The 20,872-nt window shown below is 46.4% G+C and carries 18 protein-coding genes; 4 read left to right on the top strand and 14 right to left on the bottom strand.

The window, feature by feature from the left end; all coding sequences use genetic code 11:
- The first annotated feature begins 269 nt into the window (after positions 1–269).
- Positions 270–803 (top strand): DJ-1/PfpI/YhbO family deglycase/protease, encoded by a 534-nt coding sequence (locus tag MHI38_RS06590; protein WP_154888278.1) that lies wholly within the window; start codon positions 270–272, stop codon positions 801–803.
- A 146-nt stretch (positions 804–949) separates the two neighbouring features.
- Here MHI38_RS06590 and ptsP read toward each other — a convergent pair whose 3' ends face one another.
- From ptsP to aroA, 4 genes are all read right to left on the bottom strand, one after another.
- On the bottom strand, positions 950–2,710 hold the full coding sequence (ptsP, locus tag MHI38_RS06595; protein ID WP_090923675.1) for a phosphoenolpyruvate--protein phosphotransferase: 1,761 nt from the start codon (positions 2,708–2,710) through the stop codon (positions 950–952).
- Complete coding sequence (locus MHI38_RS06600) at positions 2,707–4,587, bottom strand: glucose PTS transporter subunit IIA (RefSeq protein WP_154888276.1); 1,881 nt, start codon at positions 4,585–4,587, stop codon at positions 2,707–2,709. Before MHI38_RS06600 ends, ptsP begins: the two co-directional genes overlap by 4 nt.
- A gap of 174 nt (positions 4,588–4,761) precedes the next feature.
- Positions 4,762–5,196, bottom strand: a complete 435-nt coding sequence (locus MHI38_RS06605; protein ID WP_154888274.1) for a CoA-binding protein — start codon at positions 5,194–5,196, stop codon at positions 4,762–4,764.
- A gap of 36 nt (positions 5,197–5,232) precedes the next feature.
- A complete protein-coding gene (gene aroA, locus MHI38_RS06610) occupies positions 5,233–6,528 on the bottom strand; it encodes a 3-phosphoshikimate 1-carboxyvinyltransferase (protein WP_154888272.1) in 1,296 nt (431 codons plus the stop codon).
- 143 nt (positions 6,529–6,671) lie between these two features.
- Between aroA and MHI38_RS06615 the strand changes: the two genes are divergently transcribed.
- Entirely contained in the window at positions 6,672–6,977 is a 306-nt protein-coding gene (locus MHI38_RS06615) for a rhodanese-like domain-containing protein (protein WP_090923679.1), read from the top strand.
- A 141-nt stretch (positions 6,978–7,118) separates the two neighbouring features.
- On the opposite strand, the gene MHI38_RS06620 is transcribed toward MHI38_RS06615, so the two are convergent.
- Positions 7,119–7,628 (bottom strand): shikimate kinase, encoded by a 510-nt coding sequence (locus MHI38_RS06620; protein ID WP_260510921.1) that lies wholly within the window; start codon positions 7,626–7,628, stop codon positions 7,119–7,121.
- Between the two features lie 269 nt (positions 7,629–7,897).
- A complete protein-coding gene (gndA, locus tag MHI38_RS06625) occupies positions 7,898–9,307 on the bottom strand; it encodes an NADP-dependent phosphogluconate dehydrogenase (protein ID WP_341181056.1) in 1,410 nt (469 codons plus the stop codon).
- A 211-nt stretch (positions 9,308–9,518) separates the two neighbouring features.
- Between gndA and MHI38_RS06630 the strand changes: the two genes are divergently transcribed.
- Complete coding sequence (locus MHI38_RS06630) at positions 9,519–10,124, top strand: suppressor of fused domain protein (protein ID WP_341181057.1); 606 nt, start codon at positions 9,519–9,521, stop codon at positions 10,122–10,124.
- Positions 10,125–10,264: 140 nt separating this feature from the next.
- On the opposite strand, the gene MHI38_RS06635 is transcribed toward MHI38_RS06630, so the two are convergent.
- Both MHI38_RS06635 and MHI38_RS06640 read right to left on the bottom strand, forming a co-directional pair.
- Positions 10,265–10,864, bottom strand: a complete 600-nt coding sequence (locus MHI38_RS06635) for a hypothetical protein (protein ID WP_090923682.1) — start codon at positions 10,862–10,864, stop codon at positions 10,265–10,267.
- A 422-nt stretch (positions 10,865–11,286) separates the two neighbouring features.
- Positions 11,287–12,597 (bottom strand): MFS transporter, encoded by a 1,311-nt coding sequence (locus MHI38_RS06640; RefSeq protein WP_341181058.1) that lies wholly within the window; start codon positions 12,595–12,597, stop codon positions 11,287–11,289.
- Between the two features lie 177 nt (positions 12,598–12,774).
- On the opposite strand from MHI38_RS06640, the gene MHI38_RS06645 reads away from it, so the two are divergent.
- Positions 12,775–14,250, top strand: coding sequence for an aminotransferase class I/II-fold pyridoxal phosphate-dependent enzyme (locus tag MHI38_RS06645; RefSeq protein WP_090923785.1), 1,476 nt, complete (start codon positions 12,775–12,777; stop codon positions 14,248–14,250).
- A gap of 175 nt (positions 14,251–14,425) precedes the next feature.
- On the opposite strand, the gene MHI38_RS06650 is transcribed toward MHI38_RS06645, so the two are convergent.
- The 6 genes from MHI38_RS06650 to MHI38_RS06675 form a co-directional block, all read right to left on the bottom strand.
- Positions 14,426–14,743 (bottom strand): DUF1292 domain-containing protein, encoded by a 318-nt coding sequence (locus tag MHI38_RS06650; protein ID WP_090923684.1) that lies wholly within the window; start codon positions 14,741–14,743, stop codon positions 14,426–14,428.
- Positions 14,744–14,841: 98 nt separating this feature from the next.
- Positions 14,842–15,396, bottom strand: coding sequence for a copper amine oxidase (locus MHI38_RS06655; protein ID WP_090923685.1), 555 nt, complete (start codon positions 15,394–15,396; stop codon positions 14,842–14,844).
- A 201-nt stretch (positions 15,397–15,597) separates the two neighbouring features.
- Entirely contained in the window at positions 15,598–15,798 is a 201-nt protein-coding gene (locus MHI38_RS06660) for a hypothetical protein (RefSeq protein WP_090923786.1), read from the bottom strand.
- Between the two features lie 292 nt (positions 15,799–16,090).
- The gene (locus tag MHI38_RS06665; protein ID WP_090923686.1) at positions 16,091–16,510 is read right to left on the bottom strand and encodes an organic hydroperoxide resistance protein; all 420 of its coding nucleotides are present in this window, start codon (positions 16,508–16,510) and stop codon (positions 16,091–16,093) included.
- Positions 16,511–16,745: 235 nt separating this feature from the next.
- A complete protein-coding gene (locus MHI38_RS06670) occupies positions 16,746–18,470 on the bottom strand; it encodes a CotH kinase family protein (RefSeq protein ID WP_308722794.1) in 1,725 nt (574 codons plus the stop codon).
- 155 nt (positions 18,471–18,625) lie between these two features.
- Positions 18,626–20,857 (bottom strand): M1 family metallopeptidase, encoded by a 2,232-nt coding sequence (locus tag MHI38_RS06675; RefSeq protein WP_341181059.1) that lies wholly within the window; start codon positions 20,855–20,857, stop codon positions 18,626–18,628.
- Positions 20,858–20,872: the final 15 nt, after the last annotated feature.

Below are 20,872 nucleotides of genomic sequence, written 5' to 3' on the forward strand. Positions count from 1 at the left end.
GCGCACAACCATCACCTCATTCGTTCTTTACTCTCTATGTATGTACCATTCGACCTATTTCCGCCTAAATCCTGCTGTAAACTAAAGGTTGCACAAATTACCACTGTCACCAGATGAAGGTTGTCGAATGAAGGCTCGGGTTGGTTTGAAATCGTTCTATCCAGATGAGAACTTGTACTTAAACATACTTAAATTAGGAAGCCAATTAGCAAATCTGGTACAATATAAGACGCGATCTGCCAAATTCATTATCGAAGGAGAGTTCATATATGAGATTATCAGGTCAAAAAGTCATCGCACTGGTTGATGAAGAATTTGAAGATCTGGAGCTGTGGTACCCGGTATACCGCGTCCGTGAAGAAGGTGCCGATGTGCATCTGGCTGGCGAGCAAAAAGGAAAAACATACGTCGGCAAATATGGTGTTCCTGCTACCGCTGAATACAGTTTCGATGAGCTCAGCAGTTCCGATTATGATGGAATACTGGTGCCGGGAGGATGGGCTCCAGATAAACTACGGCGCTACCCCAAAGTGCTGGAGCTTGTAAAAGAGATGCATGCAGACCACAAGCCGATCGGGCAAATCTGCCATGCAGGCTGGGTACTCATCTCTGCCAAAATTTTGAACGGAGTCACCGTAACCTCAACGCCAGGCATTCGGGACGACATGGAGAATGCAGGTGCGATATGGAAAGATGAAGCCGTTGTCGTGGATGGGCATATCATCTCCGCTCGTCGTCCACCGGATCTCCCTCCTTATGGAAAAGCTTTCTGTGATGCACTCGCTGCAAAAATAGCCAAATAACAGCAAGGTAAAACGAAAAATAAAGAAAAAACCGCTATGCAATCCTATGCATGGCGGTTTTTATATCTTTTGGAAAAAGTGGTACAAAAGTGAATATATTAATTTAAAGGTATTGCTCGTCTGCTAATGCGTGCAGTCAGTTTACTTTAAGATGCGTTTGATCCGCTCTGATCGTCAGGACTGCCGCTCGCATCATTAAATATCTGCAAACGCTGTTCAATTTCACTGCTCGTTCTGAGGGTAAAACACTTGCGTGCCTCCTCCTTCGCATCAGCAGCCGTAGTATTCAAAACTCTATGCTTCACGCGCAGCAAGGATTGCGGAGACATGCTGAGATGACGAATCCCGAGTTCCAGCCATAGCGGAATGGAGCGTTCGTCCCCTGCCATCTCACCACACACACTAACGTCAATCCCAGCCGTATGTGCTGCGTCTACGGTCGCTCGTAGCATACGCAGCACAGCCGGATGATACGGATGATACATATGAGCAATCTGTTCATTCATTCGGTCTACTGCTAGCACATACTGTACCAGATCATTTGTTCCGATACTGAAGAAATCTGCTTCTTCCGCAAGAAGATCTGCAATCATCACGGCAGCAGGGACCTCAATCATGATGCCTACCTGAATATTTGCATCGTAGGCCAAGCCCCGTTCATCCAGATCAGCCATCGCTTCCCGAAGGATTTCGTTGGCTTGTTGCAACTCCTCAACCGATGAGATCATGGGATACATAATTTTCACATTGCCCGCTGCGCTTGCGCGTAGAATGGCCGTCAGCTGCGTTTTGAACAGATCCTTACGATCCAAACTGATTCGAATGGCTCGATAGCCCAGAAACGGATTATCTTCTTCTGGTAATTCAAAATAATCGAGCTCTTTGTCGCCCCCAATGTCGAGTGTGCGAATCACAACCGCCTGTCCAGCTGTTTTCTCGGCAACAAGCCGGTACACCTCATACTGTTCCTGCTCTCCAGGGAAGGTCGAACGATCCATATACAGGAATTCAGTGCGGAACAAACCTACACCTTTGGCTCCGTGTTTCAAAGCCAGATCAAGCTCCTTCACGGAGCTGATGTTGGAAGCAAGCTTCAGCACAGATCCATCCTTGGTCACCGCATCTACGGTGGCAAGCACCTGCAACTGTTCTTTTTTCTGCATCTCCTTGTTGCGAAGCATCGTGTAACGTTCAATGGTTTTGCGATCCGGGTCTGTGAATACCAACCCATTATCACCGTCAACGACAAGCATGTCCCCTGTTTCGACCGGCATGCCAAGACTCGCTTCCAATCCGGAAACGAGAGGAATCCCGAGTGCACGTGCCATAATGGCCGAGTGAGACGTTTTACCTCCAATAAGCGTAACAATACCCAAAACATAGCTTGGATTTAAATGCGCCAATTGAGACGGTGACAGCTCTTTAGCAACGAGAATGTAAGGTTGTGTATCTGAAGGTAACGTAATTTCAGGTGCACCCAGAAGATGTTTAAGCAGGCGGTTACCGACATCCTTGATATCGATCGCCCGCTCCTTCATATATTCATCTTCCAGAAGGTCAAACATGGTGACAAAGTGGTCTATCGCCTCTTTTACCGCCACCTCTGCCGCCTTATACTGACGCTCAATAATGCCACGTATTTCATTCATGAAAACCGGATCTTCCAGAATCGCCAGATGCGCATCAAAGATGCTGGATTCCTCAGGTCCTACAACTTCTTTAAATTCATTTTTGATATATTCGATCTCATCCTTCGATGTCCGTATCCCCTCGTACAGCCGTTCGAATTCCTGGGCAAGATCCACCGAATCCATCTTCTGGTCGGGTAGATCCCATTCCCAGCTGGGCAGGACAAATGCTTTGCCGATGGCGATGCCTGCAGCTCCATTGATGCCTTGTATCTTCATTCTACCCCTCCAACGTTCCTGTCATAGAGCACCACGGACATGACGGATGCCTGACCTTTCTTCACTTGCTTGAATGGAGCAAAACTCCACGATTTTACACGATCCGGATTCGTAATGACCATCGGAGTCGTGAGTGACGCAGCTTGTTCACGTAATACGGCTAGATCAAACTTGATCAGCAGTTGTCCAGGCTCAACGGTATCCCCTTCTTGTACAAACGCTTCAAAATGCCCTTTCAGCTGTGAGGTGTCGATCCCGATATGAAGCAGAACCTCCAGTCCCTCTCGTGTAGAAATGCCTAGGGCATGCATCGTCGGATACAAATGCATGATCGTTCCAAAGACAGGCGACACCAGTTCTCCTCGCTCCGGTACAAAAGCAACACCGTCTCCAACGAGCTTGGCTGCAAAAATCTGATCTGGCACTTCCTCAATCGGAAGCATTTTCCCCTGCACAGGTGCTGCGAACAGTACCTGCTGCAAATCCCGTTCCAGCAACTTCGCAATCTCTTCCCGAATCAATTCGGAATAGGTGCCGAATACAACCTGCACGTTACCACCGCCGAGCTTGATCAGTCCAGCAGAACCCAGATTCTTCATTGCTCCCGTATCGATCAACCGATCATCGTGAACCGTCAGACGCAGGCGTGTAATACATGCCTCCACCTGCACGATGTTGCTTTTCCCGCCCAATGCTTCGAGAATCAACGGAGCTTGATAAGGGATATTTCCAACCCAATCTTCCAGCATAGACCCTTCTTCTCGCCCTGGTGTCGGAATTTTGAACGTACGAATCGCCCAGCGGAACAGAAAATAATAGACCAGCCCATATAGTATGCCAATCGGAATGAGCTTCCAAGCATTCTCAGACAGATGGAAATTGAGTATGTAATCAATAACGCCAGCCGAGTATGAGAAACCATGCCTTATATCTAGCCAATAACTTAGCCACATGGCCACCCCGGACATCACTGCATGTACGATAAACAGATACGGCGCCGCGAAAAGAAAAGCAAACTCGATCTGCTCGGACACCCCTGTTAAAAAACAAACCAATGCAGAAGTCAGAAACGTTTTTCTGATTTTTGGTTTTAAATCTTCCCTGGCCTCTTGAATAATGGCAAATGCAATCGCCGGGATAGCAAACATCATAATCGGGAAAAGTCCAGCCATAAAAAATCCAGCTGACGGATCACCAGCAAAGAAACGTGGCAAATCCCCTTGCACAATATTGCCACTCGGCGTTTCATAGGTTCCTAGCTGGAACCAGAATACGTTATTCAGCAGATGATGAAGCCCAAAAGCAACCAGCACCCTGTATAACACACCATAGATGAACAATCCGAAACCGCCAAGACTGTATTCCCATGTTGCAATGGAATTCAGACCATGTTGCAGAACCGGAGCAAGCCATAACATAAAGCAGGAAAAAAGAGCCGAACAGAGTCCGACGATAAGCAAAACAAACCTTGATCCGCCGAAAAATTGCAAGATTTCGGGCAGTTTGATACTTTTGAACCGATTATGCATTCCACCGGCAAATGCACCGAGTATAATTCCAATTAATGATGCAGGTTGCACCGTACCATCCCCGAAATTTCGGGTAACCTGATCATAGATAACGATACCAGCCAACGCTGCAAGTCCAGCTTGACCGGCCTGGTTGGAGAGCCCCAGCGCCACACCGACAGCGAACAAATACGGCAAAAAATAAAAAATACCGTGTCCGGCCACGGTAGACACTTCACCAACAACTCCCATTCCCCAGGCGTTCCAGGGCAGACTACCCACACTGAGCAAAATGGCAGCAGCGGGCAGGACCATTGTAGGCAACATAACCGCTCTTCCGAGCTGCTGCAAGGATCCGAGCCAATTCATGGCGACCTCTCCTTTCTATCCTAGATGGTAAGCTTTACACAGCATTTTGTCAAAGCAAAAGCATCATGTTTAACAGGAAAAATCCCGTGTCTTAGAAAAGACGCGGGATGTTCATTACAATCCTGAATTGGATATGCGATGCCAAGAACGAATTCATGACGACAGCATGGCCTCTTAGCCGCGGCCAGCGCCGCGCAGAACGATGGAATCTTCTACCTTGATACAACGATTGGTGACTACAGTCATGCCGTTCTCTGCCGCAATCTGGACAGCCTCATCGTTATGAATGCCGAGTTGAAGCCATAATACATTGGCCTTGATCGCAGCAGCTTCACGAGCGACTTCCGCGCAGAACTCCTCACGCCGAAAAACATTAACAATATCTACAGGCTCGGGGATATCTGCGAGTGTGGCATACACCTTCTCGCCAAGAATCTCTCCCTGTGCTTGCGGATTAACAGGGATAATGCGGTATCCTCTGCTCTGCATCGCTTCCGCGACCATATACGAGGTACGATCTGATTTGTCCGATAAGCCGACAACAGCGATGTTGCCTGCATTGCGCAAAATGTGTCCAATTTCTTCTCGAGTAGGGTTGTTAAATTCCATGTTCAAGCACCATCCTTTTCTGCTTAACGTGTTAATTTACTCTTTTACCCACTGAACCGAGGCGCCAAGCGCCTGCAAATGATCAAAATATTGCGGATATGACTTGGCTACATGGTGTGCATCCCGAATACGGATAGGTTGCTTTGCTCGCAGACCCACGACAGTAAGCGCCATAATGACACGGTGGTCATAGTGAGCATTAATCTCTACGCCGCCCTCGACACCTTCCGGACGCCCGTGTACGATAATCTCAGCCTGACGCTCTTCGACGTTCGCTCCAGCCTTGCGGAGTTCATTTAAATAATCCGTAATTCGGTCACATTCCTTGTAACGCAGGTTCTCTACATTATAAAACCGTGACGTCCCTTCCGCAAATACTGCTGCCGCTACCATAGCCAATACGGCGTCCGTAGCCGCATCTCCGTCGAATTCAACCGCCTTCAATCGGCCATTTCCTTGAACATGAACCACATCATTCTCATGAGTGAGCGGCACTTCCATCATACGCAACACATCGACGATGGCACGTTCCCCTTGCTTGCTCTGCTCCATCAGCCTGAGAATTTTCACATCAGACTGTGTAACTGCTGCGGCAGCAAGTACGGCAGCCGAGCCAGGGTAATCCCCTTGCACAGTATACGTTGTTGGCTTGTATGCCTGTCCGCCAGGTACACGGAAGGACATGTAATCATCGCTTGCGTGGATGATGATCCCTGCTTGTTCAAGAACCTCCAGCGTCTGACCGATGACCACTTTGGATTTCAAATCATTCAGAACCTCAATTGTGCTGTCTTCAGCAAGCAACGGAGTAACAAACAGCAAGGCGCTCAAATACTGAGAGCTTACAGAACCAGACACGCGAATATGTCCGCCTTTGGCCTGACCGCCTTTAATTGTAATCGGCAGTCGCCCTTGCTGATGCTCTACCTGTACCCCCATTTGACCAAGTGCATCAATCAAATCATCATGCGGCCGTTTACCCAGTGAATCAGGGTATGTATTCACAAAAGTTACCTCAGGGCATAGTGCGGTAACCCCCATCAGGAAACGAAGTACTGCCCCGGCATTGCCTACGTTTAATTCACGTACATCACGGGGGTGGCTTCCGAAACCTTGAATGACGATTTTGCTGTCGTCTTCTTCCAGCACAGCGCCCAGATCGCGAATACATCTGCGCATCGCATCGCTGTCCTCACTATGTGCCGGAAAATGAATCGTGCTTGTTCCTTCCGCCAGCGCAGCGGCCAGCAGGTAACGGGTGGTGTAGTTTTTGGAGGACAAAGCTCCGATTTCCCCGTTCAAATTAGGGGTAGGGTTAACAATAACGTCCATGGATGATATTCTCCTTTTATTGATTGTAGTGGTGAAGCTGCATAAATGGTTTTAGTGAGTCTCTGTAAGGCCAAATTGACATCCCCTGCTTCCCTTGGGTATCATTATAGGCGTTAAGTCCATATAGAAAAGAGGACCTGAATATGACACAAATCGCAGAAATTCAACCATCCGAGCTACGTCGCCGTTTACAAGCGGGGGAGAAGCTACAGATGATAGACGTCCGCGAGGACGAAGAGGTCGCGCAAGGCATGATTGCCGGTGCCAAACATATTCCACTGGGACAGATTCCAGATCGATTGTCGGAGATTGATAAGTCCGGTGAGATCGTGATCATCTGCCGTAGCGGTTATCGCAGTGAACGAGCTTGTGAATATCTGCAACAGCTTGGATACGACGGCTGTACCAATATGGTCGGCGGTATGCTGGAGTGGCAACAAGAAGATTAAAAAGTTAGGGCCATTGTTATCGCTGGCGAACCTTTCAAAGTGTTAATTTCCAATGGAGCACACACTCTGCTTTTCCCAAAACGGGCCCACATGGCCCGTTTTTCAATCTTCCTCTCTCGTTCAACTTCGATGATAACAAGCTTAGACGCGGTAATGCGCTAAAATTAAATGAGTCACTTCGGCCGCAGACAACGCAGTAGTATCCACCGTGTAATCCGCAAAACGATATGCATCTTTGCGTTCTTCCATTATCGTGCGAATGCGTTCCTCGGCATTACCTGCAAGTAGTGGACGGTTATCACACCCGCTCACACGTTCCACAATGACCTCAGGGTCTGCGGTTAGGGCAACAACCCAGCCATTCGCTGACATCGATTCACAGTTGTCCGTACGAAGTACGACCCCGCCTCCAGTTGCAATGACCTGTCCTTCGTTTTTAAGGACCGTGCACAACACCCGGTTCTCTACGTCACGAAAGTACGCTTCTCCCTTGCCCGAAAACAATTCCGGAATGGTACAGCCTTCCTCCTGTTCAACCGCGGCATCCACATCGATTAACCGGTATCCCAGCTCATGAGAAAGCATATCAGCAACAGTTGATTTGCCCGTTCCCATCATGCCAATGAGAATAATATTTTTAGACTTGCTCAAGGTGTACACTCCTTTAATTCAAGCATTTCGTGAGCACTTTTGTCCTATCATAACACAGCCCTGCGAACGGGGGAAGGCCATGCCTGTACCAAGCTTCCTTTCGAGCCACGACCGTACATACTGTCCCTCCTCTCCCAATGATCTTCATTCATTAATGTTACTCAACAGACTTTTAGAAGATTCTCTTACCGTATGAAAAAAGAGGAACCTGGTGGTTGTCGGTTTAAACCGATCCTCCAAGTCCCTCTTTACATGCTATGATTCGAATACTACTCCATCCAGTTGTGATGGAAGCTTCCTTCTTTGTCGACACGTTTGAATGTGTGTGCGCCGAAGTAGTCACGTTGTGCTTGCAGCAAGTTTGCCGGCAAACGTTCTGTACGGTAGCTGTCGTAGTAAGACAACGCGCTGGAGAAGCCTGGTACCGGAATACCTTGTTTCACCGCAACGGCTACCACTTCACGCCATGCATCCTGGTAGGAATCCACGATGTTTTGGAAGTATGGATCAAGCAGCAGGTTTTTCAGGGCTGCGTCTTTGTCGTATGCTTCCTTGATGTTTTGCAGGAACTGTGAACGGATAATGCAACCGCCGCGGAAGATCATCGCGATGTTGCCGTATTTCAGATCCCAGCCATATTCGTCGGATGCGGCTCGCATCTGTGCGAAACCTTGAGCGTAGGATACGATTTTACTTGCGAACAGCGCTTTGCGCACGTTCTCGATGAACGCTTTTTTGTCACCGGAGAACGCTTCGGCCTTAGGTCCGCTCAGGATTTTACTTGCAGCTATACGCTCGTCTTTCATCGCCGACAAGAAACGGGAGAATACGGATTCCGTAATCATGGACAATGGTACGCCGAGATCCAGCGCGCTTTGGCTTGTCCATTTGCCTGTTCCTTTTTGTCCAGCGGCATCCAAAATGACATCAACCATCGGATTGCCCGTTTCCGGATCGTATTTGGAAAAGATGTCCGCAGTGATCTCGATCAGGTAGCTGTCGAGTTCGCCTTGGTTCCACTCTGTGAAAATTTCGTGCAGTTCTTCTACGGAAACGTTAAGTACGGATTTCAGCAAGTGGTATGCTTCACCAATCAACTGCATGTCACCGTATTCGATACCGTTATGCACCATTTTAACGTAGTGTCCCGCACCGTCAGGTCCGATATATGTACAACATGGGTCGTCACCGACTTTGGCCGAGATCGCCGTCAGGATCGGTTCCACCAGTTTATAAGCACTTTCTTGTCCGCCTGGCATAATGGAAGGTCCTTTCAGTGCACCTTCTTCACCGCCAGATACGCCTGTACCGATAAAGCGAATGCCTTTGTCTTCCAGTTCTTTGCTGCGGCGAACCGTGTCAGGGAAATAGGCATTTCCGCCGTCGATGATGATGTCGCCCTCATCCAAATGAGGAAGCAATTGCTCGATAGTAGCATCTGTAGCTTTACCTGCTTGTACCATGATCAGAATTTTGCGCGGGGATTCCAGGGAGGCTACGAATTCTTCAATGGAGAATGCACCTGTCAGGTTTCTACCCTCGGCTTCTTTCAGCAGGTCATGTGTCTTCTCTGGGGAACGGTTGAATACCGATACTGAAAATCCTCTGCTTTCAATATTAAAGGCCAAATTTTTACCCATGACTGCCAGGCCGATTACGCCGATTTGTTGTTTTGTCATCTGGTCCTCCATCCTTTACTCCAATTAATTTTATTGAAAAAAAATCTCAACAATACACCCATTTTAACGGTTTTATGTATGAAAGTGAACCCTCCACCCGAGCAGGATAGCGGGAAATCGCTGTAATCAGCAAAGGTGTTCATCGTATTTTCATAAAATACGTTATTATAGTAAGAGTAATGAATCACCATCAGAGTGGAGGAACTTGTGAATGAGCTATGAGCAGCTTTCAAACGAAGAACGGTTTTCACTGGATATCCGTAGAACTTTTCTTTTGGGAACGTATATGAATGAATGGGGTATGCCTGAGAGCAGAATCGTACTTTCTAAAACAGAGCGCAACGTCCATGTGGAAATCTATTATTTCCCTGCAACGTCGCAATCAGAGATCTCCCGATTTGTTACTGTAGGTTTATCTCAAGCTATCCGACCTTCGGGGGAACAAGTCTCCGCAGAGTGGATGCTTGCGCTACCTTCCGATTTAGGCGGTGTAGGTGTAGAACGTGTCAACACCTACTTGGCAGATATCATTACGCATCATATCGAAAATGCTCCAGATTCGGATATCCCGCGTGTAATGAAATCAAGTACGCTAGCACCCACAGAATGGAATGCAACTGCCTTACTAATTGACGAGTTGCGGGGAGAAAACGAAGCTCTCGAACTTATTCATATTGGTCAGGAGACAGTCCCTCTGTTGTGGGTCATTCCGATCACCCCAGATGAAGCAGATCTAATTCTGGAACAAGGGATTGTGGAATTTGATACTCATGTAGACAGTTCGGACTATTCCATTATTGATCCTCAGCGTCCGTAGACGAGCGGAAAAGTACAAGTCCAGAGATTCAGAATCCAAAACTAACATTCCCTCTACATATCAAGGGGCCGCCCCTAGTCCGTTAATGACCTTTGGGAACAGCCCCTTTCAACAAAAACGATGCTCAAACACGCTTTGTCTCATCCTTCCAGCATCAGCAGATGCCCGGACAATCGCTGCAGTGCTTCACGGCAGGCATTGGCCTTCTCTGTATTATCGATCTGTACAGCATTATACAGGCGCTCCAGTTCATCATCGATCTCCATACGCAGCAGCATCAGCCGTTCTTCGCCTTCGCGCGAGAGGAACATTTCTTCCATCTCTTCCGCCGTAGGCGCAGGTTCTTTTTGAAAAATAACCCGTTGCTTAAATCCCGACACTTCCACCAGACGAATGACTTCACCAAACAGAATATTCTCCACCGTCATTTGCTGATCCTTGAAGCGTTTCACCACAGCATGCCCGCGTGTATCGCCAATCAGTTTCTCCAACCACTCTGCGAGCTTGGCATCCTTGATCAGATAATCTCCTGTCATTTTATAGTTCCCACTGCGTGTTTGTTGAAAACGGAGCTTTACCAGCTTACGTCCGGTGCGGACTGACAGGATAAAGAAGGATTCGTCCTCGCTCCAATATAGTGAATACCCCTCACGAATTAGGTCTTTGATTAGATTTTGGATATGCCGACGGTTGAACCGCAGCTCCAGATTGCAATATTCAACTTCATAACTCTTGTTCACGGCACTCCCTCCATCTGTACCGGATCTGCTCCGGCCTCATGTTTCAAGCGCTTGTGTTACATCGGCTTACCCTATTTTATACTTCATTTTATGTAAGGGTACTTGGTTATTTGACTATTTTTCACGGAATACGAATCTGAATTGAAGCTTTCCGCAGGTGCACAGGGGCAAGCCCCCGGAAATTCACCGTATAACGGACGCGAAAGGGCAGAAAATACAACTGACTTTCTAGGGGCACAGAAGAGATTCGAATCTCTTATGCTCCAATCGTACAAGTGACAAAATCATGATCATTATGTTGTACAGCCGACATAACTCACTTCATTTGCACTAATTGACGACTCTCGGGAATCACAACACATCAAAAAAAGAAGATCCTCAACCCTGATCAGGTTATGGATCTCCTTTTTTCTCTGCTTCATCTATCCAGCTGGTGCGGTACGGTAAGGCTTGCGTGCCAAGACAAAGTGAACGACGAAAAGTCCGGCCATTACAAGAGCGCTCGCGATAAACGGAGCCGGATGACTGATGTGATCCCACAACAACCCCGACACAATCGGACCAACAACCATACCCGAACCTTGCAAAGTAAGGAAGAACCCCCAAATTGCTCCGCGTTCCCCTTCCGGAATCAGTGTGGCAACAAATGCATTCCAAGCCGGAAGGATCATCGCATAACTTACGCCAACAAGCATGACAATGCCAAAAACAACGGGAATGGCTGTCACTGTCGAGAAAACAAACAGACTTGCTGCCGCCATCAAAAAACCGATATTCAGGAACGGCTTCGTGCCGAACTTGTCCACCATTTTCCCAACAGGAAGCAGTGCGATGACGGTAATCCCTCCTCCTGCAATGAGTAGCAGGCTATACAGATTGGGTGAGATATTCAGATCTGTTCGTGTATACAGCGTAATGACAGGGCTGAGCAGGCCAATCACAAACGACTGCATAAATAGCGCAGGATAGACCAGCGGATTAACGTTGAGTGTGCTACGCACCCGGTGTAATGTACGCTTTACGCTCTGTTGTAACCGAATAAACGGAGTAAGAAGATTCGGCTTGGCTGGATATTTCTGATTTGCAGACATTCGGTCTTCTCTAGCATCTCCTGCTCCTGTTGCTTGTTCCCCCTGAGCCACAACGCGGCCCGGAAGAATCATAGCGACCAGAATGACCAGAATCGCACATCCCATCAGAACGAGGAAGATTGTACGGTAATCATGATCGGTCCGCTCCAGTAGCCAGTTCATGCCAACAGGCCCGAGCCCCGTGCCTCCCAAAGCCGCCATTTCCAGCGCACCCATCGCTGTTCCATTTTTATTCTGTGGGCCTGACATTGCAGTTACTCCCGTCATTGCGCAGGGCCACAGGGGGGACGTGCCGATTCCGAGAATGAGACAAGCCATAGATAGTCCAACTGCACTTTTGAGAAAAAGAATCATGATCACGGCAATCAAAGTACAGATCAGAGCCGTTACCATCGTGGCGCGGAAACCGATTCGTTCTGCTGCCCAGCCTGAAGGGGCTCTGAACAGATTATCCCCCAGATATTGAAGAGCAAATGCTACGCCGATGACGCCAGCAGACAACCCCAGAATATTATCCATATATACGGGGAGAACGGCGACCAGCAGTGCCCCCTTGATGATCTCCACTAGAAAAAGTGTCAGCCACATCGCGATAAAAAAAGGCGATCTTAAGATCTTGGCTGGTTTGATGTCGGTTTGCATTCTTTTTCCCCTTTCAAGGTTCATTTACCGTTCCTCTACACATAGTGTAACCGGGGGCATGACAAGCAAATCTCACCAATTCAAAAATTTGTCGTTCATACCGCTTGCATTCAGTGCTTATTTTGCTATACTCATCTTTGTTTACCATTTTACTTAGGAAGGGTTGTGACAGCACTGATGAATCACCACCGTACGCCGCTGTTTACCGCTTTGAAAGATCACGCGGCACTCAATCCCGTACAGTTTCATATTCCGGGACATAAAAAAGGATTGGGAGCGGATACCGAATTCCGTGAATTTATAGGCGATAACGCCTTCTCCATAGATTTAATCAATATCGCACCACTCGATGACCTGCATCAACCCACAGCTGTCATTCGGGAAGCACAGATGCTTGCCGCAGATGCCTTTGGAGCCGATTATACCTATTTTAGTGTACAGGGTACAAGCAGTGCGATTATGACGATGATTCTATCGGTATGCGGACCTGGGGACAAAATTATCGTGCCCCGCAACGTACACAAATCTGTCCTGTCTGCCATTATTTTCTCAGGAGCCAAACCTGTATTTGTTTCTCCTGCACAGGATGTTAACCTTGGTATCGATCACGGTGTAACCATTCAATCGATCCGTCGTGCGCTTGAGCGTCACCCGGATGCCAAAGCTCTGTTAGTCATTAATCCAACCTATTACGGTGTATGTACGGACCTGAAGTCCATCGTAGAGCTGGCTCACAGCTATCAAGTACCCGTTCTGGTGGACGAAGCACACGGGGTGCTCATTCATTTCCATGAGGATCTGCCACTGTCTGCAATGGCTGCTGGAGCCGATATGGCTGCTACAAGTGTGCACAAGCTTGGTGGTTCGATGACACAGAGCTCTGTGCTGAATCTGAATACCAAGAACGGGTATGTCAACCCACAACGTGTACAGACCATTCTCAGCCTGCTGACATCCACATCCACGTCATACGTATTGCTTGCATCGCTGGACACCTCCAGACGCAACCTGGCGCTCCATGGTCATGAGATTGCGCAAAAGGCGATTGATCTTGCTGAGTTTGCAAGGCGTACAATCAATGACATTGATGGCTTATACTGTTTCGGAAAAGAGCTGTTAGGCACAGAAGCCACTTTCAATTATGACCCAACAAAAGTCACGATTCATGTGCGCCATCTCGGCATTACAGGCTACGAAACCGAGAACTGGCTGCGTGAGCATTATAATATCGAAGTAGAGCTTAGCGACATGTACAATATTCTGTGCCTTATCACGCCAGGTGATACAGATGACAGCGTGAATATCTTGCTTAATGCGCTACAGGATTTGTCCCGTACTTATTATCAGGTCAATCCGGCGCATGAACTGGTTGTCAAAGTTCCAGACATCCCTCAGCTGATGCTGACCCCGCGTGATGCTTTTTACGGAGATACTGAGGTCATTCCTTTCAAGGAATCCGCTGGACGCATTATCTCGGAGTTCATTTATGTGTACCCGCCAGGTATTCCGATCCTGCTTCCGGGCGAGGTCATTACGCAAGAAAACATCGATTATATCATTGATCATGTTGAGGTTGGACTGCCCGTTAAAGGACCCGAAGACCGTAGCGTTACGAACGTCAAAGTCATCGTGGAAGCTGACGCCATTTTCTAGAATGGCATTCAGGTCTGAGACGGCTTGAACAGAAAAGGACTGGGTCTACCACCTGGTCCTTTTTGATTTTCATTTTTGGTGACTCTCCGTCTCCGCACCAGCCTCACAATCCAAAGCAACAACAAAAGACCCCCTGAAATTCAAGGAGCCTTCATGTTATATTCCAAAAGATTGACTATTCTTGGGAAGCAACCAGTTCGTTGTATGCCGCTTCAACACGGTTCCACTCTGCTTCATCTTCAATATTGTAGAGCACCATTTCCTCGTCTTCTTCTTCCATACGCAGGATGATGCCGTCAGCTTCAGGATTGTTGCGTTCCAGCAGAAGTGCATAAACGTGATCTTGCACGTCAAATGTTTCTACCAAAACCATTTCCACGTCTTGTCCGTTCTCATCAGTCAATGTGAGAAGGATCTCTTCGTGTTCATGATCGTGATCATGGTCGTGACCGCAACCGCAATTATCTCCATGCTCGTGTTTGTGATCGCTCATTGTAATACCTCGCTTCATTAATAGAAAATGTGTAACCTTGCATATCGTAACATGTTCACAGAGCTAGGTCAATTTAGAAGCATAGCGTCTATTCGCCTTTAATCATTCAAGGCTGTAATGATTTTTTCGGCGACCAGAACATAGTTGCTATTTGCATTTTCTTTAATATGAAAACCGACTTGATATTTGCCAGCACGACTAAAATCATAAGTGAAATCATACGTTCGGAACCAGAAATTGTCCTTCTGCGTAGCGAGATCTTGTGCCTGAATATCCTTAACCTGACCGCTCGGGTCCGTTATGGTAACTTTCACGGCAGCCACATCGGTTGTGAGACTATCCACCTGTGAGAACACATTAAATTTCAATTTGCCCACATTGACGTTCCCAAACACAGTGTCTCCCTTGAACAGAAAAATATGTACGTTCGGCTTGATCACCGTTACTCGCTTGTTACTATTGTCCCACCGAGTAATGCCTCCAGCCTCTCTAACAGGTACATAAGTCGTCCCATCAATCAAATAACCACCGTCAGACGCTTCCTTGCCGTTAATGAGCACACGAATCTTCTCGTTCACAGAGTCCGCAAATAATAAAGACCCGCCCAGCAAGGAGAATACCATGACACACAGCAGCACTCTTTTCCATTTCATCCCGTCAATATACCCTCCCTTGCTGTTAGCTTGTTTGTAGATTTATACTGCGAACGGCTCCACAAAGTTGCGCTGTTTTTCATCATTTTTCATTTTTTATCCAAAATATTTACCACGCTCTGGTAAACACAAAAAAAGGCTATCCTTTTTTCAGGATAACCTATGGCGTCGCATATTATATCTACGTCATTAGACGAAGTATCATGAAGATACGTGGCGAGTGAGGATACAGGGAACCCCTTTGCCAACCGCCCCGCCTTCTCTCATTCGTGCAGCATATTCCGTCCCGCGCAAGCAAGGTGTCTTGCAGCGTTCACATACATCGGATGTGACCAGCTTCATGGATACACGCATCTTGTCACTTTTTAACGCGGGAGCTTTCTTTCCTTTTGCCTTTGCCATCACGGATTCCCCATTTCCCATAATGCTGAATGAATAGTGCATCATATGGGGAAACGCCCAATTGTGTGCCTTCCTTAGAAAACGTATTTAAATACTAAAAAGATAACGAACAAAATACCACCGAGAATCAGCCAATTGCTGATCTCCCACCAAATACTTCTTCCTCCACCAGAGATGAGTTGCTGTGATTTCTCCTCATGACGCTGCTAAGGCAAAAAACCTCCGAGTCTTCGGAGGTTTTTGTCTATTGCATTTATTTTATTCTAAAGGAAACGTTACGAAACCCGTCTGCTTACGCCTGCTCTACTTTAACATTAACATTACCTTTGATCGCTTTGGAATAAGGGCAATATTCATGAGCAAGTTTCACAAATTTTTGAGCCGTTTCTTCATCCAGACCGAGAATTTTTACTTCAAGCTCCACATCCAGCTTTACACCACCATCTGCCGGGTCCGCTACCAAAGCAACAGTTGCAGATACTGTGCTGCGTTCAATCGTTACATTGTGCTTTTTCAATTGAAATTCCAACGCAGAGTTAAAACATGCACTGTATCCTGCTGCAAACAATTGCTCCGGGTTAGTCGCTGTTGTGACTTGACCTCCAAGTTCAGGGGGTGTGGCTACATCCATCATGAATACGTTATCCGGGGATTGTACGATCCCTTGGCGTCCACCTGTATTAATAACTGTCGTTTCATATAGAGTTTTCATATTAAAATTCTCCTCTTCCGATTTAAGTTTTTGTTATATGTTTTGAACATGTTTTCTTTTAACTTGTTTACAAATTGATTGTACACAATTTAATTTGCTTTGTAAATAGTTTTTTTAAATAAAAAAAGAGCGACCTTGTAAGGTAGCTCTCTATATTGTTTTAAGGCAAAACCAAAGCACAAACATTCGTGTAATCTCAAATACCTAGCAATGGAAAACGGAATGACATCTGAGTTTATTGGGATGTATCCGATTTTGATGTTTCAGATTGCTCCGTTTTTTCACTCTGTTGATTTTGATTTCCGGAATTACGATTGAACCCTGGGCCTCCGAATCCACCCCTCATGCCGTTTCCTTTGAGACCATCTCCCAATTTGTTTAGGTCAACGGAAGATGCATCGATCAGCTTATCCGCACTCGCTTTTTGCCCTTCTGTAGTGGAAGGGATCGTTCCATCAAGCTGTCCTTGAATGCTCTCGGCACGCAATGTTCCTAATTTAGTCAATTCAGCAACAGCTTCTTTATACTTGTCATATGTCACGAACGCAGTCGCATCATTTTTTACGTAATCCGTAATCAGATTGTTTAACGTCTCTACCGTTTGCTCAAATTTTCCGTTGGCAAAATAACCGTCCACGATTTGTTGCAAGTATTCATGATACTTCGCTTTGTACTCAGGAACCTCCAGTAACTTGCTTAGAATCGGCCGTTCTTCCATCGTTACGCCCGATAACGGTGTATCAATGGCAAGATTGACCACATCGGATACGGAACCTGCCTGGAATCCACCAAAAGCCATATTGTAGTCCCAAGGCAACATACTGATCTTGCCGTTATTCTCATATAAATAATAGTTATGCCCCATATTGGATGTGTAACTATCCATGTTAACCACCACATTATGAGCTGCAAAATATTTGAGCACAGCATCCACATCTACATATTTCTCAAGATCGGTGCCCGCATTCAAGTTTTTGAGTGCTTCAATCACACGTTGTTCATCTTCTTCCGTCGTTTTGGTCCTTGCATTATCAAAAATGCCAGAATAACTGGACACTTTATCATCCGTGTACACTAAGGATACGCCGTTCGTGCCACCATTCATTCCACCGCCTCTGCCGAACCCCCGACCACCCTCTCCGCGAGTGTTGGCAGTCTGAGATTTGGCATCGCCTGTTCCTTCACCTTGATCGCTTGGTGGCTCCATGCCTTCAGGAGGCTGACGGTCTCCCATCCCGAAGGCTTCCCCTTCTGCTGGCGGGTTCCCCATTCCCATCGGGTTTCCCATTCCGCCCGCTCCCATATTGCCATCGTTATTGGGTTTGTAGATCTCTCCTTCACCATTCTTCGCACGTGCCAGATATCCGCTGTCTATGTCTTCAACAGCCAAATATAAGCCCCACGCCTTTCCGTTTACGTTAATGTTGGCAAAAGAAAACAGCGGTGCATCAACTCCGATATAACTCATGATGTCATAGCTGAGATACTCTTTCATATAACTGGCGTCGGAAATCATATTATTCACGACCATTTTATCAAGACCATTCCAGGTCTGACCTTTGACGTATTTGTCAAACTTGATTTTGAAACTATACCGATCGGTTGAATCGTCCTGTGCCACTTGCCTCAAACTGGAGTTTCCTTTGGCTCGTATACCTACATTTTCTATGGTTGTTCCATTGATCGTTACATTGGCCTTGATATAGTTTTCCTCTGTTGCCGTGTCCAGCATTTCCTGCCAGGCATCCTCATCTACATCAATGGAAAAAGACATCACTTCCGTTTTATTAAAGTTTTGTGCGTAATCCACCGTTTTTGTCTGATCTTCTGTGGATTGGTTCTCTGTAGTTGTAGTCGTTGTTGTTGATTGCAGAGCTCCACTCTCATTGCTACAAGCCGCTAATAACAACGAAGCAATCACTGTAGTTGTCATAACATTTCGCCATTTGTTATTTATCATGCCATTTCCCACCTTTAGTTCCTTTTATATTCCTGCTACAGAGAAGTTTAAAAGAGAAACCTTAAATGGAACTGAACAAGCAAAAAGAGCCACCTTCTAGGCGACTCTTTATAAACATTTCTTTTTTTGCTTCTACTTTATGGCGGCTAAATGCTTCATTCGACTTTTTTGCTGTCTTTCAATTTACCGTTGCCATCCAGCTCATAGGATTGGTAAATGTCATTAGAGAGCGTTAGAGATTCCAGAATCTTCTCCATAAAGGACGCTGATGCCTTGGTACTGAGATGGTCGCCGTTCCAATAGTAATGAATCATAAGACGATTTTGATTGTATGGATGTTTAATAACATATGCTCCGGAGTGTCCAGATGCGTTCATAGCCTCTTTCCAGTCCAAACCGATACCCTTTGCCCGAACATTAATGTTGTTTTTCAAAGCTTGAACCATACCATTCGACTTTGCATCACCAACAAGAATGAGGTTACTGCTTCCAATCTCACGTTTCAGCTTCTGCTTCAACTGTTTTCGATCCCGAACTACATCGTACTTCATGCCAAATACATCAAAAATCTGAGTTAACTTGCTGGTCGCTTGTTCCTGTTGTTTTGCTGCTTCTTTGCTCACCTGATCTCCAAGTACAATGGTTAATGGCTCCCCTCGAAAGGACTTTTCCATTAAACGAATCATTACTTCGTAAGGCAGATTTGGAATGTTATTCACTACTGCTTCATACTGCGGCTGATAGGCATCATGCATATATGCTGCAAGTTCCTTCTCCGACATTTGATATTCCTGCTTAAGCTCAAATCCTGGCTCCATTAAAGCTTTTTCCATGTCCTGACGCTGTTCTTTACCAAGAACATCCTCAATAGTACCAAGTAATCCATCGATTGTAGCGTTTTGATAGACAAAGCGATTAAAATACTCCTTCATGAACGCATCAAATTTTTGTTCACCAACAGAGCGGTATAATTGATAAATGGCCTGACGACCCTTTTGGTAAAATACATAATCAGCCATTTCTCCTACTTGTTCATTCGTTGACGCGATTGGCAGATCAATAGGTGAAGGATCTAGCTGAATGGATCTGAAACCTCCCAGCTTATTGCCCTGCTTTTCTAAAAAATACACCGTGGAGAATTCGGCAAAACCTTCATCCAGAAAGGATTCCGTTTCGGAGTTGTTCCCTATCAAAGCATGAAACCACTGATGTGCAATCTCATGTACAAACGTGGTATCATCTTCAGGCGATAACCCCGCAGCACGCTCCGGCATCTGTATTAATCTTGAATATTCTACGCCAAAGCCATCCACATAAGTCTCGATGACACGAAATTCGGGATACGGGTATTTACCATATTTCTCACTGTAAAACGCAATGACTTTAAATGCATAATCGATATATTTATCCACTGCAGCTTTCTTGGCAGGATCATCACCCGAGTAAAAATATTCCACGGTTAGACCATTACGCGTCTCACGTTCTACCTTGAAGTTGGCGCCAGCAAAAAAAGTAAATTCTCTGGTGTTCGCTGCGCGCGCTGTAACCACTTTTCGTCCCTGTTCAGCACTGACTTTGGAAGTGATATCACCAGGCATGACCACCTGATATGACTCAGGCACATTGAACTCAACATCGAAATCGGATGAGGTATAGTAATCACTCTCGAATGAAGTGCTGTACGGTGTCTTATTCCATTGATGTGTAGTCTCGTCATACACAGACATCACAGGAAACCAATGTGCTCCGTTGACCTGATCCTTGTAATACGATATTCGTTGCATACCATAAGGAATGTCGATCCGATAATCCACTTGGAAAGTAATTGACTGACCCGGTTGTAGAGGTGCCTTCAATTGTACATGTAATGCCTGATCTTTCTTATCAAAAAGAAGCTTCTCTCCTTGCTGCGTCACTTCCACAATATCCATCCCGCCCAAAAAATCTGACGCTTTCTTCTCCGGGTGTTCTTTGGCTATTTGCTCATTCTGGTCTGTATACATAATTGTTTGTGTTGCTTTGGATCGATTCGAATCTGCATAGGTATGCATGACCAACTCTTGAAGGGTATCTTTGCTCGTATTCAGGTAGGTCACCGTCTGGCTACCCTGTATTGTCATGTCTTTTTCGTCCAGACGTGCTTTGATCTGGTACTGAATCGGGGATTGATCTTGAGACATGGCTTGTTGTGAGCGCATGCGAAAAGCTTGTTGCATCTGGAACGCTTTCTGCGTTGTCTCAGAACTCGCAGCCAAGCTCTCCCCCTTCGAAGAGGTGGCATACGTAGTGTGGATAAATGAGGATGTTGTGAGCGCCAGTACCATTGTGCTTAATATGGCCTTTTTCATCACGTTTTTGTTAGTAGATTGGGTTTTTGAAGCGTGCATGTTCTCTCTCCTCTG

Source organism: Paenibacillus sp. FSL K6-1558 (assembly GCF_038002565.1).
GTDB classification, from domain to species: Bacteria; Bacillota; Bacilli; order Paenibacillales; family Paenibacillaceae; genus Paenibacillus; species Paenibacillus polysaccharolyticus.

Excerpts from the sequence above, each read along its gene's own strand:
- MHI38_RS06590 (WP_154888278.1), top strand. The coding sequence starts at position 270 with ATGAGATTATCAGGTCAAAAAGTCATCGCACTGGTTGATGAAGAATTT.
- ptsP (WP_090923675.1), bottom strand. The coding sequence starts at position 2,710 with ATGAAGATACAAGGCATCAATGGAGCTGCAGGCATCGCCATCGGCAAA.
- MHI38_RS06600 (WP_154888276.1), bottom strand. The coding sequence starts at position 4,587 with ATGAATTGGCTCGGATCCTTGCAGCAGCTCGGAAGAGCGGTTATGTTG.
- MHI38_RS06605 (WP_154888274.1), bottom strand. The coding sequence starts at position 5,196 with ATGGAATTTAACAACCCTACTCGAGAAGAAATTGGACACATTTTGCGC.
- aroA (WP_154888272.1), bottom strand. The coding sequence starts at position 6,528 with ATGGACGTTATTGTTAACCCTACCCCTAATTTGAACGGGGAAATCGGA.
- MHI38_RS06615 (WP_090923679.1), top strand. The coding sequence starts at position 6,672 with ATGACACAAATCGCAGAAATTCAACCATCCGAGCTACGTCGCCGTTTA.
- gndA (WP_341181056.1), bottom strand. The coding sequence starts at position 9,307 with ATGACAAAACAACAAATCGGCGTAATCGGCCTGGCAGTCATGGGTAAA.
- MHI38_RS06630 (WP_341181057.1), top strand. The coding sequence starts at position 9,519 with ATGAGCTATGAGCAGCTTTCAAACGAAGAACGGTTTTCACTGGATATC.
- MHI38_RS06640 (WP_341181058.1), bottom strand. The coding sequence starts at position 12,597 with ATGCAAACCGACATCAAACCAGCCAAGATCTTAAGATCGCCTTTTTTT.
- MHI38_RS06645 (WP_090923785.1), top strand. The coding sequence starts at position 12,775 with ATGAATCACCACCGTACGCCGCTGTTTACCGCTTTGAAAGATCACGCG.
- MHI38_RS06650 (WP_090923684.1), bottom strand. The coding sequence starts at position 14,743 with ATGAGCGATCACAAACACGAGCATGGAGATAATTGCGGTTGCGGTCAC.
- MHI38_RS06655 (WP_090923685.1), bottom strand. The coding sequence starts at position 15,396 with ATGAAATGGAAAAGAGTGCTGCTGTGTGTCATGGTATTCTCCTTGCTG.
- MHI38_RS06660 (WP_090923786.1), bottom strand. The coding sequence starts at position 15,798 with ATGGCAAAGGCAAAAGGAAAGAAAGCTCCCGCGTTAAAAAGTGACAAG.
- MHI38_RS06665 (WP_090923686.1), bottom strand. The coding sequence starts at position 16,510 with ATGAAAACTCTATATGAAACGACAGTTATTAATACAGGTGGACGCCAA.
- MHI38_RS06670 (WP_308722794.1), bottom strand. The coding sequence starts at position 18,470 with ATGATAAATAACAAATGGCGAAATGTTATGACAACTACAGTGATTGCT.
- MHI38_RS06675 (WP_341181059.1), bottom strand. The coding sequence starts at position 20,857 with ATGCACGCTTCAAAAACCCAATCTACTAACAAAAACGTGATGAAAAAG.